The organism is Acidovorax sp. sic0104 (genome assembly GCF_019219095.1).
In the GTDB taxonomy this organism is placed as follows: Bacteria; Pseudomonadota; Gammaproteobacteria; order Burkholderiales; family Burkholderiaceae_C; genus Acidovorax.
The window spans coordinates 231,433-246,802 of the sequence record NZ_JAHUWH010000003.1; the positions used below are offsets into that span (position 1 = coordinate 231,433).

Below are 15,370 nucleotides of genomic sequence, written 5' to 3' on the forward strand. Positions count from 1 at the left end.
GTCTTCCCCCTCTCTCGCGCTGCGCGCGGGAGGGGGACGCACCCGGTGGCCTGGCGAAGCCAGTTCCACGGGTGCACTGGCCTGGGGCGTGCCAGTTTCGGAGGGCGGGGGCGTATCGCACCAACAAACACGGGGCCACAGGCCCCGTTTTTGTTTCCGTTTCCGTTTCGGTTTTGAATCGCGCGCGTGCGATGTCAGCGGCCGAATCCCGCCTCGTCATCCGGCCCCGCCACCGACATGGGCGGCAGGTTTTGCAAGGCTGCTTGGCCGGCGACCAGCAGCAGTTGCTTGGCATGCGCGATCTCGGCCAAGCTGCGCTGGGTGTGTTCCAGGCGCAGGTAGACCTTGCCGCGCGCGAGCATCAGCACCATGGGGGACTTGGCCCTCTCGGCACCGCCCTCGCCTTCCACGGCATTGAGCAATTGCGAGACCACCGGTGCATGAATCCAGCGCTGCGCCACCTCGATGCGCTCGGCCACCACGGTGAAATGGTCGCAAAACGACGCGGGCAGACCGGGCCAGGCCATTTCTTCGTACATCGACAGCCAGCGCATCTCCTCGGGCAGGCTGGTGCTGATGGCCGTCTGCAGGGTGTCGGTGATCTCGTCGTAAGCGGTGCTCTCCAGCACATCCTGCAAGGGCCTGTTGATCACCATCACGGCGGCATCGGGGTCGGCGCCCACGTCGGCACGGCCACGCAGCTCCAGGCCCTTCACATAGTCGCGCGTGGGCGTACCGCACTCCAGCCTCCACGGGTGGCCGTGGATGTCGCCGCCCAGGTCGAAGTGTCCGTCGGTGGCATGGGCCACGATGGGCAGGCGCTGGTCCGCCGCCCAGCGCGACACATCACGGTTGGTCACGGGCCGGCCAGAAGCGCCCAAAGAGCCGGTGGCGCTGAATGCTTTGCGGAGGCGGTCGAACATGGGGGGCCGAAGCACGGGGCTTCGCAAGAGTCACGGGTACAGGCATTATTGGGCGAAAATTGAAAACCCCCCTGAGTCGCCCGCGGCGCCTTCCCCCTGAGGGGAACGCACCCGGTGGACTGGCAGGGCCAGATCCACGGGTGCACCCGCCGGGGCGCGCCGGTTCTGCGGCGGTGCGCGGTGCTTGCGCTATCGACGAACGACTGTTTTTTTGCTCTTCCATGAACTTCAACCGCCGCTTCGTTCTTTCCGTCGCAGCCTGTGCGCTCGTGACCCCGCTGAGTGCACTGGCGCTGCCCACCGACGCCTCGGCCACTGCGCGCCAACTGGTGCGTTGGGCTACGGCCACGGGTGACACGCAGGGTCTGCCATTTGCCGTGATCGACAAGCCTGCCGCCAGCATCCATGTGTTCTCGGCCCGGGGCGAGTGGCTGGGCAGCTCACCGGTGCTGCTGGGTGCAGCACTGGGCGACCGGTCCGCACCCGACATCGGCCAGCGCCCGCTGTCGCAGATCCGGCCCGAAGAGCGAACCACGCCCGCCGGCCGCTTCGTGACAGAACCCGGGCGCAACCTCAAGGGCGACGACATCGTCTGGATCGACTACGACGCGGCCGTGTCGCTGCACCGGGTGCGCAGCGTGAGCGCCGCCGAGCGCCGCTACCAGCGCCTGGCCAGCAAGGGCACCGCGGACAAGCGCATCAGCTACGGCTGCGTGAATGCGCCGGAGGCGTTCTACAACCAGTTCATCGCGCCGCTGTTCGGCCAGTCGCGCGGGGTGATCTACGTGCTACCGGACACCGAGCCTTTTGCTACTATATTTATAGCTGCCAGCTCATACCAGTAAATCGCTAGAGGCCATTTTCTTGTGAATTTTCACGTTCACGGTGCTTCAGTCGCTCGCGGTCTGCAGCCGGAACACGGCCCGCCGCTCGCCCACCTGCAACCCCTTGGCGCTGATGATGCGCCCGGACCGGCGCGGTGCCAGCGCCTCGCGCTGGCGGGCATCCAGCCAGCCGAGCTGGTCCATCACCTCGACGGCCGCGGCCACCTGGGCGACCATGTTGCCGTCCATGACCTTGAGCGCGAAGGCTTCGCCGCGGCTGCGGCTGCCCACCACCTGCACACCGTCGGCGCCCGTCTTGGAAACCCAGTCCCCCTGCCCTGCCTGCATGAAGTCCAGGTCGTGCCGGCCCGTGCCCGAGCCCAGCTCGGGCCGCGCCACCATGGCGTCGGCCAGCGTGACCAGGCTTTCATGGAAGTCCGTGTCGGGCGCGCCGCCAGCCAGCCGCGCGTAGCCCCGGGCCAGCAGGGCCAGCGGCATGGCGTAGTTGGGGGCGGAGCAGCCGTCGATGCCCATGGACATCTGATCGGGCGCCAGACCCACGGCGCGCGCCACGTGATCGCGGATCGCGGCCTGCAGCGGGTGCGCCGGGTTGAGGTGCCCCTCAAGCGGCAGCCCCTGCAGCACGCAGTGCGCCACGAAGCCCGCGTGCTTGCCGCTGCAATTGTTGTGGCGCTCGTCGGGCACGAAGCCGGGCGGCAGCGGCGCGATGCCCAGCTCCGCGAACAGTGGACGGTGGCAGCCGCATTGCAAGGCGCGGTAGTCCCGGCCCACACTGCTGAGCATGCGTTCGGCCTGCTGCACGTGCATGGGCTCGCCGTTGTGGCTGGCGCACAACAGCGCGATGTCGTCCTGCCCCCAGCCCAGCGCCTGCGCACCACCCGACTGCATGAAGGGCAGCGCCTGGAACGCCTTGATGGTGGAGCGCGTGAACGTGACGGTATAGGGGTCGCCCACCTGGGCCAGCACGCGGCCCTCACGGTTGGCCACGGCCACGGCGCCCCAATGCCGGCATTCGGGCAGGCCGCCCCGGGTGGTTTCGATCAGCGGGACAAAGCCCATGGCGTGGCTCCTTGCTGCGGCTTCACTGCGCTGGGGCGCCAGGCACCAGGGTGAGCGTGTGCACCCACCGCGTGGGCTGTCGCTGCAGCGCGCGATAGCCGGTCTCTGCCCAGGTGCTGCTCATGTCGCGGTAGCGTGGCGAAAACACGAGGCCGCTCTGGCCCGTCTGGTAGATGAAGCGCGATTGCTCCAGGTCAGCCAGGTCATACACCGCGCGCAGCGATGCCGCATGGCGATTGACGAAGGGCCCGCTGGCTTCGCCCGCGTTGTACTGGCCCACGTTCACGGTGTAGCCGTCGCCATGCGAGGGCACACTGACGTCGAAGAAGCGGGCCAGGGCCGGCACATTGCCAAAAGGCCGGTGCACGCTGAGCGCCGGGTGCGCCGCACCCCATCGCCACTGCGCGGGATCTGCGCCATGCGCGGCCTGCAAGCGGTCGAGGGCGCGGCCCAGCGCAGCGGCGGATTGCTCGGCGCAGGACGAGGGCTGGCACCACCAGGTGTCGTTGCGCTCCAGGATGCCTTCCAGCGCCGCGCGGTAGTCGCGCTTGCCGTACGTGGCGGTGAAACGGTCCCCGCCGATGCGCGGAATGATGAGGCCGCGTGCGAGCTCGTCCGTCCAGGCAGCAAAGATCAACGGGGCTGGCCGGCCCGCGTCCATCACGCCGTCGAAGTCCTTCAGTTGCTCGCGTGCGGCGGCAGCTAGCACGTGGGACGTCTGCGCCTGTTGCAGGTGGGGCAGCAGGCGCCGTGTGGCCAGCGAGGTCACGTCGCGGTGGATGGCCTGCATGCTCGCCGCGTCGTGCTTGGGGCTAGCCTCGATGAGCTGCGCGATGCGCTCGTAGCGGTACGGCAGGGCCCAGTCCTGCGTGAGGAAGTGCGGGTAGCCTGGATCGGTGACCCGCTGATTGGCGGTGGCCACCCACCCCTTGGCACCATCGTCCTGCGGCGTCTGGTCGTAAGGTATCCAGCCTTTCCAGTCGTAGCGCGCATCCCAGCCCGGCGACGGCGCCACGCCGCGCAGGTCGTTGGCGGCATCGCGCAGCGGCACCCGGCCAGCGGCCTTGAAGCGGATGGTGCCCTGGTCGTCGGCCGCCACCACGCTCTGCATGGGAGAGTGGTAGTGCGCCAGGCCCGCAAAAAGTTCGTCCACGCTCTTGGCCTGGTTGGTCTTGAAGCCCGCGACCACGGTCTGGTTGTCGTCGTCCAGCGCGCTCCAGCGCAGCGCCAGCACGTACTTGCCCAGGTCCAGTACCTCGGCGTGCGACTTCTGCACGTCGCTGAGCACCGGCCCGTGGCGGGTGCTGCGCAACTGCAGTTGCACGTCGGCCTGGCCCTTGACGCGGATGGTCTCGGCACGCACGGTGAAAGGCGCCCAGCCGTCGGGCGTGCGGTACTGCGCAGGGTCGGCCGGGTTGATCTGCTCCAGGTACAAGTCCTGCACGTCGGGCCCTGTGTTGGTGAAGCCCCAGGCCACCTTGTCGGTGCGGCCCAAGACCACGAACGGAAGGCCCGGCAAGGTGGCGCCCACAGCGTCGATGGGTGCGATGGGCGTGCCGTCGGCAGCCTGGCCGGCGGGAGCCTGCAGCCCTGCGAAGTACCAGATGGCGGGGGCAGAGAGGCCCAGATGGGGGTCGTTCGCGAGCAGCGGCTTGCCGCTCACGGTGCGCGAACCTGCGATCACCCAGTTGTTGCTGCCCTTGCCTTCGTTGGTGCCCGCATTGCGTGTGAGCTCCTCGGACCAGGCCAGCATGCCGGCGCTGACCTGGCGGGACAGCGGGCCTTGGGCCTGTCGCCCGGCCACACCGGCCACGTCTTCTGCTGCAGGGCTGGGGCCGGCTGCGGTGGAGCCCGACCCGCCCGCGCGGTACACGCCCAATTGGCGGTACATCGCCGCCAGGTCAGCCGAAGCGGCAGGCTTTTCACCAGGATATGGCGGCATCAGCTGCCACAGCCGGTCGGTGTCCAGCGTGCGCGCCAGCGACAGGCGCGCGAACTCGCTGCCCCAATTGCCGCCCAGGTCCAGCGCCATCATCAGCGCCCAGCCCACACTGTCTTCGGGCTCCCACACGGCGCCCCGCGCGCCGCCGGGCTGAGCCCCCAAAATCAGGAATTCGGGCGGCAGCGCCTGCGGCCGGTTCCCGTGGAAGGCTCGAATGCCGTTACTGTAGGCCTGGAGCGCTTCCTTGGCGTACGGCGGAAGGCCGGCGTACTGGCGGCGCGCCACGCCCACGATGTCCAGCGCGCGCATGAGCTTGTCGGTCTCCAGCGTGGCGGAGCCAAACACTTCGGAGAGTTCACCGTGCATCACGCGGCGGTTGAACTCGAGCTGCCAGGTGCGCTCCTGCGCGTGCACATAGCCCATTGCGAACCAGGCATCCTGCGGGGTACTGGCGCGCAGGTGCGTCACGTCCGATGCATCGCGCTGCACCTGTACAGGCTGCGCCAGCCCCTGCACGGCGAGCTTGCCGTCCACCACCGCAAAACTGCGCTGCACATACACTGCTGCGCCAGTCCCTGCGAGCAACGCCACCGCCACCAGCCCGACGGCGGTCCGCTTCATCCATGCCATAGTGATCTGTCTCCGATGTTTGGGAATTCTGGGCCCCCGGAGGGCCGGAGGGTGTGGCCGGCCGCAGTGTCACCCGAGGTGCACGCTGGTGCCCGCCACCTGAAAATTCATGATGGGTGCGCTGGGCTCGCTGAACGACACGCCTAGCGCGATCTTCCCCGTGCCGTGCAGGATGCACGCATCGCGGCGCAGCCGCACCGGCGCATCGCTGCCGTCAAAGCGCACCCAGGTGCCAAAGCTGCTCATGTCGGTCAGGACGAAGCCGCTGTTGCGCCAGTCGATGCGTGCATGCAGGCGCGACACGCGCGGGTCGTTGATGCACAACTGCGCATGGTTGGCACGCCCCACATGCACAGGGGCATCCGACGAGGTGAACGACATGTTCACCCCGTGCCATGAGAACTGGATCTGCCCCAGGATGGAGTCGGCGGGCGCGAAGTTGCTGACCAGGGCTGCCTGCATGGTGAGAGAGTCGGGCGCCTCGTCTTCACGCCACTCCACCTGGTAGAGCATCAGCGATTCGGCCTTGCCGCGGATTTCCATCATGCCGAGCTTGCGATACCAGACATCGGCCGACGCCCCCGCCAGCAGCACCGTGGTCTCGGTGGCCCAGATCTCGGCCGGGCCGGCGCGCTCGCACAGCCGCGATGCCACATTGACGGCATCGCCATAGCAGTCGCCTTCGACGTCGATCACTTCGCCGGTGGCCACGCCCACCCGGATCTCCATGCGCAGCGGCTGGGGCCAGCGGTCCTGGCGCTGCTTGTGCTGGCGCAGCATCGTCGCCGTCGCGGACACGGCACCAGCGGCATCGCCGAAGACACCCAGCACCCCATCGCCCAGCGTCTTGACCACGCGCCCGCCATGCACCTGCATGGTCTCGCCGATCCATTGCGTGACCTGCGTGATGGCTTCCGCGGCCCGCTCATTGCCCAATGCCTCGTACAGGGCAACGCTGCCCGATATGTCCGCAAAGACCATCGTTGAGAGCACACTCATGAACGCTGGCCTATTAGTAACATCATGTGAATCAGTTTAGACCAAGCTCTGCGCGCGCGCACAAGGGAAAGCGTCACGAACCGTCGCGCAAGGCACTTGGTTGCATGGGCAGCAGAACGGGCCCCGAGCTGCCGCGCGACTCACGGAGTGCTCCGCCATCCCGCACAAGCCGGCCCGACAACCAGTCACGTGCGCGGCAGGCGGCCCACCCGCGCCACACCATCAAACTCGGCCGAAGACGTAAAAGTTCGCAACATAAGGGAATTGTTTGTTGTCTTTACGCAAAAACAGGAGCGCCACCCTTGCGCCAACCAACGGTCCCGCTTACTTTGGCCGACCCTGTTACAAAAACCTGCCTCCGCAGAATCATGCGCTGGAACAAGCCCAATCTTCGCAACAACCTGCACGACCTGCTGGGCCGTGACAAGCCGTCATCCACGGCATGGGTGCGCGACCAGGGCCTGGAGGACGTGCGACGCTCCATGCTGCAAAGCCTGGTAGGCACCACGGGGTGCGAAGTGGCCCGAATGAACATGCGGCTGCGCTACGCGGCGGACATCGAGGCGCTGTGGTACTTGCGCATCGACCTGCAAAAGACGCTGCAGCTCCTTCGGGGGGACGCCAGCGCCCAGCGCACCATCGACGAGATCACCGTGCTGTTTCAGGGCCAGTTGCCCCGCTCGCCTCGCCCAGCGCAAGCCCCCCACCTGCCGCGCGTGCACTGACAGACTGCGCGCACCCGCATCGACCAACGACGCAGGAGGGCACAGACCCCAGTGCCGATTTCCGGCTAGTGCTGGTGGCCCCAGTAGATCAGGGCATCGCGCTGCTCCACCGACAGCGACACCGTAGCGCCCACGGGCAGCAGCACCTTGGTCTCCACATGGCCGAACGGCAGGTTGGTGAGCACGGGCGCCTTGATGCGCGAACGCAGCCAGTCCACGACGGACTGCAGCTTGTAGCCCTTGTCGTGCGGCGCCAGCTTGAAGTTGGTGAACTGCCCCAGCACCACGGCCTTTTGCTGGGCCAGAACCCCGGCGTGCAGCAGTTGGGTGAGCATGCGCTCGATGCGATAGGGATGCTCGTGCACGTCTTCCAGAAACAGCACGCCGCCCTTGATGGCCGGCAGGTATGGCGTGCCCACCAGCGTGGCCAGCACCGACAGGTTGCCGCCCCACAGCGTGGCGCTTTTCACGTACACATCGGGCACCGCCGGCTTGCCGGTGGTGGGGCTGGGCTTTTCATTGTTCATGCGCCAGCCCGTGCCTTCGCCATGGCCGGTCAGCAGATCGTCGAAGCAGGCCTCCATGATGTCGTCGGGCTCCCCCGCCACGCCGAAGTCGGCCCCCAGGGATGGGCCGGCCCAGGAGGTGGCGCCCGTCTTGGCCAGCAGCGCGAGCTGGAATGCCGTGAAATCGCTCACTCCCACAAAGCGCGTACCCCCTGCAATGGCCTTGGCCACCGCCTTGTAGCGAATGCCCGGCAGGATGCGCGACAGGCCATAGCCGCCGCGCGAGATCAGCGCCACATCGGCGCCGCTGGCGGCCGCGCGGTGGATGGCGGCCAGCCGCGTGTCGTCGTCGCCCGCAAAGCGGGTGTGCGTTGCCAGGGCGTCGGCATCCACCTCCACCTCATGGCCCAGCGCCTTCAGGCGGGCGATGCCACGCTTGAAGGCCGCCTTGTCGCGCACGGCGCTGGAGGGCGAATAGATGTAGATGTGCTTGGGGCCATGGTCATGGCTGCACTGGGAATGGTCGTGATCGTGCGGGTGATCGGGTGAATGGTCGTCGTGCAAAGCGCTCAGGCCGCGAAAGGGCCTGCTCCGTCAAAAACAGGTTGCGTCCGGCGCCGGTTCAGCCGCTTGGGCGGCCAGCGTCGGGAAACGAGAAGTATTCCACAGCCAGCCGGGCCACCGGCGCGCCATGCTCCTGCACGAAGTGCCCCGCATCGGGCAGCACGGTGGGCGCAGAGCAGCCACGAATGTGGCGCTGCAGTTCGTGCATGGTGGCGGGGCCCAGCACCGGGTCCCGGGCACCGATGACCATCAGGCTCTGCCCTTGCCACCGGTGCTGCCAGAAGTCGCGCGCCTGGCGGGACAGCGCCGCGCCTGGGGCGTCCACCGATGCCGGAACGCGCTCGGGGAAGGCGCGCAGCGCCGCGCGGTAGCCCTTGTCGGGGAAAGGCGCGTCGTACGCCGCGCATTCCGCCGCAGACAGGTGCGGATTGCCGCGCAAAAGCAGGCGCCCCACGCCATACAGGGGCTTGTCGCGGCACATAGCGCGCCAGTCGACAAATCCGGCCGGCAGCGGCGCATCGCCCGTGGCGAGCAGCGTGTTCATCACCAGCAGGGCTGCAAAGCGCTCCGGGCAGGCCATGGGCAGGGTCAGGCCCAGGATGCCGCCCCAGTCCTGCACCACCAGCACCACGTTGCGCAAGTCCAGGCGCTCGATGAGCTCCAGCAGCACCTGGCGGTGCCATTCGAACTGGTGCGCCGGCTCCTTCTTGGGCTTGTCGCTCCTGCCAAAACCGATCAGGTCGGGCGCCACGACCCTGTCGCCAGCGGCCAGGAAAACCGGCAGCATGTGCCGGTACAGGTAGCTCCATGCCGGGTTGCCGTGCAGGCACAGCCAGGTGCGCGGCGCATCCACGGGGCCTTCGTCGAGGTAGTGCATGCGCAGGCCCGCCAGGCTGGGCAGGTCGCTCACGTACCGCGGCGCCCAGGGGTAGCCCGGCAGGTGGGCAAAGGCCGTGTCCGGGGTGCGCAGCGCGTCGTCGCGCAAGGGATGGCGGGCGAATGCATCGGCGCGCTGCTCGCGGCGCCGCTCGCCAAAGAAGGTGGTGAGCAGCGCGCTGCATTCGCCCGCCAGCACCCCTCCCTGCACGGCTGTCTGGTGGTTGATGGCGGCGTGCGCGAACAGATCCAGCACCGAACCCGCAGCGCCCGTGCGGGGCTCCGTGGCGCCATACACCACGCGCGCCAGCCGCGAATGCAGCATGGCGCCGCTGCACATGGCGCAGGGCTCCAGCGTGACGTACAGCGTGCAGCCGTCGAGCCGGTAGTTGCCCAGGCGCTGCGCAGCAGCGCGCAGGGCGACGATTTCGGCGTGGGCTGTGGGGTCTTTGGCCTGAACGGGGGCGTTGCGGCCTGTGGCGATCACCTGGCCGTCCTTGACGACCACGGCGCCCACGGGCACTTCGCCGGCGTCGCCCGCGGCCCGCGCCTCGGCCAGCGCCAGGCGCATGCCTTCTTCGTCGCTCGAGACTGCTGCTGTCATCGGTGCATCACTTGTCGGATTCAGGCAGCAGGTCCTGGCTGCGCTGCTTCATGATGTCGTCCAGCTGCTGCTGGACCTGCTGCTGCACCTGCTGGCTTTGCATGCGCACATTGCCGCCAGGGTTGGCGGCTGGCGCAGACGCCCCCGTACCGAGCCCGGGCGCCTGCTGCTGCTCAAGCACCGCCGCCGGCGCACGCGTGGCCGACAACTGCTTCTTGGCGACGATGCCCACGATGGCCAGCACCACGACCAGCCCCACCAAACCGAACAATCCCCGCATGCCTGCGCTCCCGATGCTGTACAGATCAGCACTTTAAACCGGGACAGCGCGCTCGCGCCTCCCGTACGCGCGTCTCCTGTCAATGTGTCATGGGCAGCGCCGCCCCCATCCAACCGAACAGCCCGCCGCAGGCGCGGTTGAACTTGCGGCCAGACCGTTGCAGCCAGGGGCGGATGCGGTGCGCCAGGCTGGCCAGCCCGAATTCGACCAGGCATTCGACCACCGCAAAGGTGCCCGCCATGACCACGAACTGCAGCCACAGGTCGCGCCCCGGCGCGATGAACTGGGGCAGGAACGCGCCATAGAACAGCAGCACCTTGGGGTTGGAAATGGCGGCCAGCAACCCTTGGCGCAACAGCCTGCCGCCCGTGGCGGCGGGTGCGCCCGCAGCCGGGGCTGCCGTCGCCGGCACGGCCTCCAGCTGCATGGGTGGGGCCCGCCACAGCTGGATGCCCAGCCACACCAGATAGGCGCCGCCCACCCACTTCATCGCCGTGAGCGCATGGGCCGACGACTGCAGCAGCGCGCCAATGCCGAGCATGGACAAGCCGATCAGGCCCGCAAAGCCCACCGCCCCGCCCGCAATGGTCCACAGCGTGCGCACGCGCCCGTGCAGCGCGCCATGGGCCAGCACCAGCAGGCTGTTGGGGCCTGGGGTCAGTGACAGGCCAACGACCGCCAGCAGGTAGACCAGCCAGATATTCAGATCCATCGCAGCACCATTCCTTGAAAAGATGGAGTGCAGTCTAGGTGCCAGCCGGCTGATACAGGAAATCCGATCTGGCTATTATTGCCACCAAATTAGACACCCTCCCATGCTCCCCGCCGACGCCAGCCCCCTTCCACGCCCGGACGTGCGCCTGCTCCTGATGCCGCTGCCCGACTTCGCGCTGCTGCCTTTCGGCGCGTTTCTCGACAAGCTGCGCTTTTCGGCCGACGACGAGGACCGCAGCCGCCAGCGCTATTGCGCCTGGACGCTGGTGGGCATCGACGGCGCGCCCGTGGTTTCCAGCAGCGGCGTGCAGGTGGCCATGCAGGCCACGGCGGATGCGGTGGACCTGGCGGCGTTCGACTATCTGGTGGTGTTCGGCAGCCGCACGGTGCAGGCATCGCGGGGGCATGCGCACACCCACGGACCGTTGCTGCGCAAGGCGGCGGCGCAAGGCCTGCCGCTGGTGGCCATCGACAACGCGATCTTTCTGCTGGCCGAGGCCGGTTTGCTCAAGGGCCGCCGGGTGGCGCTGCACTGGCGCCATGTGGCCGAATTCCGCCATGCCTTTCCGCGCATCGCGGTGGCCAGCGAGCAGATCTATTGTTTTGACCGTGACCGCATCACCTGCGCGGGAGGCACGGCGGCCATCGACATGGCGGTGGAGCTGCTGTCACGCCACTGCGGCCGGGTGCGCGCCTTCAAGGGCCTTGCGGACATGCTGGTGGACGCGCCCCGCCACCAGGGGCACTCTTTGCAATCCATGGACGGCGGCGGGCCGGACCTGGGCCGGCACCTGGGGCGCGCGGTGGCGCTGATGCGCAGCTCCATGGCCGAAGGCCTGACGGTGGCCAGTATCGCCGAGCGCATCGGCATCGGCCGCCGGCAGCTGGACCGGCTGTTCACGGACCGCTTCGGCCACAGTGCCCACGATCACTGGACGACGATGCGCATGGAGCATGCCCACTGGCGAGTCGCCAACTCGCACCACAGCCTGGCCGCCATTGCCGACGAAGTGGGTCTCGCCAGCGCCAGCAGCCTGGCGCGGCTGTTCCGCAAGCACCATGGCACCAACCCGGCCGCATTGCGCGCCGGGGCAGACCCCCCACGGATCCCGAAGGATCAGTTCAACGCGACGCGGCTGCCGTCCCTGTAGGTGTACAGCGTCACGGCGGGCGTGGTCAGCTCGCCCTTGGCGGTGAAGGCGATGTTGGCGGTCACGCCCTTGTATTCGGTCTTGCCGATGAAGGGGATGTACGCCTTGGGGTCCACCGAGTTGGCACGCTTCATCGCGTCGGCCAGCACCATGGCGGCGTCATAGGCGTAGGGGCTGTAGATCTGGAACTGGCCGGGGAACTTGGCGTCGTAGCGCTTCTTCCAGTCGGCGCCGCCCTGCATCTTGTCGACCGACGCGCCGCCCGTGGCGCAGGTCACGTTCTTGAGCGCGGGGCTCTTGCCCGACAGCTCGGGCAGCTTCTCGGTGCACAGTGCGTCGCCGCCGAAGAACTTCACGCCGCCCAGGCCCAGTTGCTCCATCTGGCGCAGCATGGGGCCGGCCTGTGCATCCAGGCCGCCGTAGAAGATCGCATCGGGCTTCTTGTTCTTGATGGACGTGAGGATGGCCATGAAGTCTGTGGACTTGTCATTGGTGAACTCCTCGCCCACCACCTTCAGGCCCTTTTGCAGCGCCGTCGCCTTGAACACCGAGGCCACGCCCTGGCCGTACGCGGTGCGGTCGTCGATGATGGCCACGCTCTTGAGCTTCAGGTGGTCGGCGGAGAACAGCGCCAGCGCCGCGCCCAGCGCGTTGTCATTGGCGATCAGGCGGTAGGTGGTCTTGTAGCCGGGCTTGGTCAGGTCCGGGTTGGTGGCGGCCGCCGTGATGTGCGGCACGCCGCACTTGTCGTAGATGGCCGCTGCGGGGATGGACGTGCCCGACTGCAGGTGGCCCACCACGCCCGCCACCTTCTGGTCGCACAGCTTTTGCGCCACAGCGGTGGCCTGGCGCGGGTCGCCCGCATCGTCTTCGGCCGCGATCTCGAACTTGATCTTCTTGCCGCCGATCACCAGGTTCTGGGCATTGAGGTCGTCAATCGCCAGGCGCACGCCGTTTTCCGTGTCCTTGCCGATGTGGGCGATACCGCCCGACACGGGGCCTGCGTGGGCGATCTTGACGGTCTGGACGTCCTGGGCGTAGGCCGCGTGGGCAGCCGCAGCGCAGGCTGCGGCGATGGTCAGTTGCACGAAGGGGCGGGAAGCACGGCGAAACACGTTGGAAGTCTCCGAAAGTAGATGTCAGAAGGGGTCGCACAGCACCATGCACCACCTTGGGGCATGACACGGCCCCGCATCCTAGCCACCTGCACCCCGGTTTGCCCCGCAATGCTATGTAAACATAGCAACTTGGCGGGTCATTAAGCGAGCTAATAGTGATACCTCCGCGCTCGGACACGCGCAGCCGGATGCCCCACATGGCGGTATGGCTGGGATAATCACGCCCCATGTCTCTCCTGCCCCACCAGCTCGAATTGCTTTCGCCCGCGCGCGACGCCGACATCGGCATCGAAGCCGTCAACCATGGCGCCGACGCCGTCTACATCGGCGGCCCCGCCTTCGGTGCGCGGGCCGGGGCGGGCAACGACATCCGGGACATCGAACGCCTGGTGAAGCACGCGCACCGCTTCAACAGCCGCATCTTCATCACCCTGAACACCATCCTGCGCGACGACGAACTGGAAGCCGCGCGCCGCATGGCCTGGCAGGTGTACGAGGCCGGTGCCGACGCGCTCATCATCCAGGACATGGGCCTGCTGGCGCTGTCCGACATGCCGCCCATCCAGCTGCACGCCAGCACCCAGACGGACATCCGCACGCCCGAGAAGGCGCGCTTTCTGCAGGACGCGGGCCTGTCGCAGATCGTGTTGGCACGCGAGCTCACGGTGCAGCAGATCGCTGCCGTGCACAAGGCGCTGGGGCCCGTGGATGCGCCGGGCCGCGCCAACATCGAGTTCTTCATCCACGGCGCGCTGTGCGTGGCCTACAGCGGCCAGTGCAACATCAGCCATGCGCAGACCGGCCGCAGCGCCAACCGGGGCGACTGCAGCCAGGCCTGCCGCCTGCCCTACCAGGTGACCGACGCACAGGGCCGCTTCATCGCGCACGACAAGCACGTGCTGTCCATGAAGGACAACAACCAGAGCGACAACCTGCGCGCGCTCATCGATGCCGGCGTGCGCAGCTTCAAGATCGAGGGACGCTACAAGGACATGGGCTACGTGAAGAACATCACCGCCCACTACCGCACGCTGCTCGACGCTATCCTGCAAGAGCGCGAGAATGCCGGCCGGCCGCTGTCACGATCGTCCAGCGGCGCCACCACATTCACCTTCACGCCCGACCCGCTGCAGAACTTCAACCGCGAGTTCACCGACTACTTCGTGACCGGCCGCAAGGAAGACATCGGCGCGTTCGACACCCCCAAGAACCCGGGCCAGGCCATCGGCTGGGTGACCAAGATGGGGCCGGACTTCGTCGAGCTGGAGGTGAGCGACCCCGCCACCGTGCTGCACAACGGCGACGGCCTGTGCTACTACGACCTGCACAAGGAGCTGGTGGGCATGGCCATCAACGTGGCCGAGCCCGTGTCGGCGCGCAGCGTGGGCCAGTGGCGGGTGTACCCCAAGGACCCGATGGAAGGCTTCAAGGACCTGCGCAAGGGCACCGAAGTCAACCGCAACCGCGACATGGACTGGGTGCGCACGCTCGAGAAAAAATCCAGCGACCGCCGCATCGGCCTGTGGGCGCACCTGAGCGAGACGCCTTCGGGCTTCAGCCTGATGCTGACCGACGAAGACGGCAACGTGGGCTGTGCCGACGTGGAGCAACCCCATCAGAGCGCCACCGACGCCGCCAAGGCAGAAGCCAGCCTGCGCGAGCAGTTGGGCCGCTTCGGCGCCACCATCTTCGCGGTGCATGACATTGCACTGCAGTTGTCCGAACCCTGGTTCGTGCCGGCCTCGGTGCTCAACGCGCTGCGCCGCGACGCGCTGGCCGACCTGGAAGACTGCCGCGCCCGCAACTTTGCGCGGCTGCAGCGTGCGGTGCCGGTCGACCCACCCGTGCCCTACCCCGAAGACACGCTCTCGTTCCTGGGCAACGTGTTCAACCAGAAGGCGCACGACTTCTACGTGCGCCACGGCGTGAAGGTGATCGATGCGGCCTACGAGGCGCACGAGGAGGAAGGCGAAGTCAGCCTCATGATCACCAAGCACTGCGTGCGCTTCTCGATGAGCCTGTGCCCCAAGCAGGCCAAGGGCGTGACGGGCGTGCAGGGCACCATCAAGGCCGAGCCCTTGATGCTGATCAACGGCAAGGAAAAACTCACCCTGCGCTTTGACTGCAAGCCGTGCGAGATGCACGTGGTGGGCAAGATGAAGAAGTCGGTGCTCAACCAGCACGCCAAGGAGACCGAGGCGCTGGCCGTGCCGCTGCAGTTCTACCGCGCGCGGCCACCCGCGAATCCGCTCTCAAAATAATAGCTATTGGCGCTTTGCCAGAAAGCGCCGCAGGCATTTTTGACTTGAAATTCGCAGGCTGGGACGCGCCTGCATTCTGCGCATAAGCTCATAGCCAACGATTCGACCCATGCGCACCGTCCCGGTGCAAGAATGGCCGCTGCCGCCTGCGCGCACCCTGCGCCGCAGGCGTG

General features: G+C 67.6%; 13 protein-coding genes. 4 read left to right on the forward strand and 9 right to left on the reverse strand.

The window, feature by feature from the left end; translation table 11 throughout:
- Nucleotides 1-194: 194 nt before the first annotated feature.
- The gene (locus KW835_RS07525) at nucleotides 195-923 is read right to left on the reverse strand and encodes a hypothetical protein (RefSeq protein ID WP_218381734.1); all 729 of its coding nucleotides are present in this window, start codon (nucleotides 921-923) and stop codon (nucleotides 195-197) included.
- A 221-nt stretch (nucleotides 924-1,144) separates the two neighbouring features.
- Here KW835_RS07525 and KW835_RS07530 point away from each other — a divergent pair, with 221 nt between their 5' ends.
- On the forward strand, nucleotides 1,145-1,768 hold the full coding sequence (locus KW835_RS07530) for a hypothetical protein (protein WP_218381735.1): 624 nt from the start codon (nucleotides 1,145-1,147) through the stop codon (nucleotides 1,766-1,768).
- 45 nt (nucleotides 1,769-1,813) lie between these two features.
- On the opposite strand, the gene KW835_RS07535 is transcribed toward KW835_RS07530, so the two are convergent.
- From KW835_RS07535 to KW835_RS07545, 3 genes are all read right to left on the reverse strand, one after another.
- On the reverse strand, nucleotides 1,814-2,827 hold the full coding sequence (locus tag KW835_RS07535) for an asparaginase (RefSeq protein ID WP_218381736.1): 1,014 nt from the start codon (nucleotides 2,825-2,827) through the stop codon (nucleotides 1,814-1,816).
- Nucleotides 2,828-2,849: 22 nt separating this feature from the next.
- Complete coding sequence (locus KW835_RS07540; protein ID WP_218381737.1) at nucleotides 2,850-5,399, reverse strand: penicillin acylase family protein; 2,550 nt, start codon at nucleotides 5,397-5,399, stop codon at nucleotides 2,850-2,852.
- A gap of 69 nt (nucleotides 5,400-5,468) precedes the next feature.
- Nucleotides 5,469-6,398 (reverse strand): adenylate/guanylate cyclase domain-containing protein, encoded by a 930-nt coding sequence (locus KW835_RS07545; RefSeq protein WP_218381738.1) that lies wholly within the window; start codon nucleotides 6,396-6,398, stop codon nucleotides 5,469-5,471.
- Nucleotides 6,399-6,766: 368 nt separating this feature from the next.
- Between KW835_RS07545 and KW835_RS07550 the strand changes: the two genes are divergently transcribed.
- A complete protein-coding gene (locus tag KW835_RS07550) occupies nucleotides 6,767-7,123 on the forward strand; it encodes a hypothetical protein (RefSeq protein ID WP_218381739.1) in 357 nt (118 codons plus the stop codon).
- A gap of 65 nt (nucleotides 7,124-7,188) precedes the next feature.
- Here KW835_RS07550 and KW835_RS07555 read toward each other — a convergent pair whose 3' ends face one another.
- The 4 genes from KW835_RS07555 to KW835_RS07570 form a co-directional block, all read right to left on the reverse strand.
- On the reverse strand, nucleotides 7,189-8,193 hold the full coding sequence (locus KW835_RS07555) for an LD-carboxypeptidase (RefSeq protein WP_218381740.1): 1,005 nt from the start codon (nucleotides 8,191-8,193) through the stop codon (nucleotides 7,189-7,191).
- Nucleotides 8,194-8,251: 58 nt separating this feature from the next.
- A complete protein-coding gene (tadA, locus tag KW835_RS07560; RefSeq protein ID WP_218381741.1) occupies nucleotides 8,252-9,673 on the reverse strand; it encodes a tRNA adenosine(34) deaminase TadA in 1,422 nt (473 codons plus the stop codon).
- 7 nt (nucleotides 9,674-9,680) lie between these two features.
- Complete coding sequence (locus tag KW835_RS07565; protein WP_218381742.1) at nucleotides 9,681-9,953, reverse strand: hypothetical protein; 273 nt, start codon at nucleotides 9,951-9,953, stop codon at nucleotides 9,681-9,683.
- A 79-nt stretch (nucleotides 9,954-10,032) separates the two neighbouring features.
- Nucleotides 10,033-10,665: a LysE family translocator gene (locus KW835_RS07570; protein WP_218381743.1), complete on the reverse strand. Its 633-nt coding sequence runs from the start codon at nucleotides 10,663-10,665 to the stop codon at nucleotides 10,033-10,035.
- A 103-nt stretch (nucleotides 10,666-10,768) separates the two neighbouring features.
- Here KW835_RS07570 and KW835_RS07575 point away from each other — a divergent pair, with 103 nt between their 5' ends.
- Nucleotides 10,769-11,818, forward strand: a complete 1,050-nt coding sequence (locus KW835_RS07575; protein ID WP_218381744.1) for a GlxA family transcriptional regulator — start codon at nucleotides 10,769-10,771, stop codon at nucleotides 11,816-11,818.
- Here KW835_RS07575 and KW835_RS07580 read toward each other — a convergent pair.
- On the reverse strand, nucleotides 11,785-12,933 hold the full coding sequence (locus KW835_RS07580; RefSeq protein ID WP_370633597.1) for a branched-chain amino acid ABC transporter substrate-binding protein: 1,149 nt from the start codon (nucleotides 12,931-12,933) through the stop codon (nucleotides 11,785-11,787). The two genes, KW835_RS07575 and KW835_RS07580, sit on opposite strands and share 34 nt — an antisense overlap.
- 230 nt (nucleotides 12,934-13,163) lie before the next feature.
- Between KW835_RS07580 and KW835_RS07585 the strand changes: the two genes are divergently transcribed.
- Nucleotides 13,164-15,197: a U32 family peptidase gene (locus tag KW835_RS07585; protein WP_218381745.1), complete on the forward strand. Its 2,034-nt coding sequence runs from the start codon at nucleotides 13,164-13,166 to the stop codon at nucleotides 15,195-15,197.
- Nucleotides 15,198-15,370 lie beyond the last annotated feature (173 nt).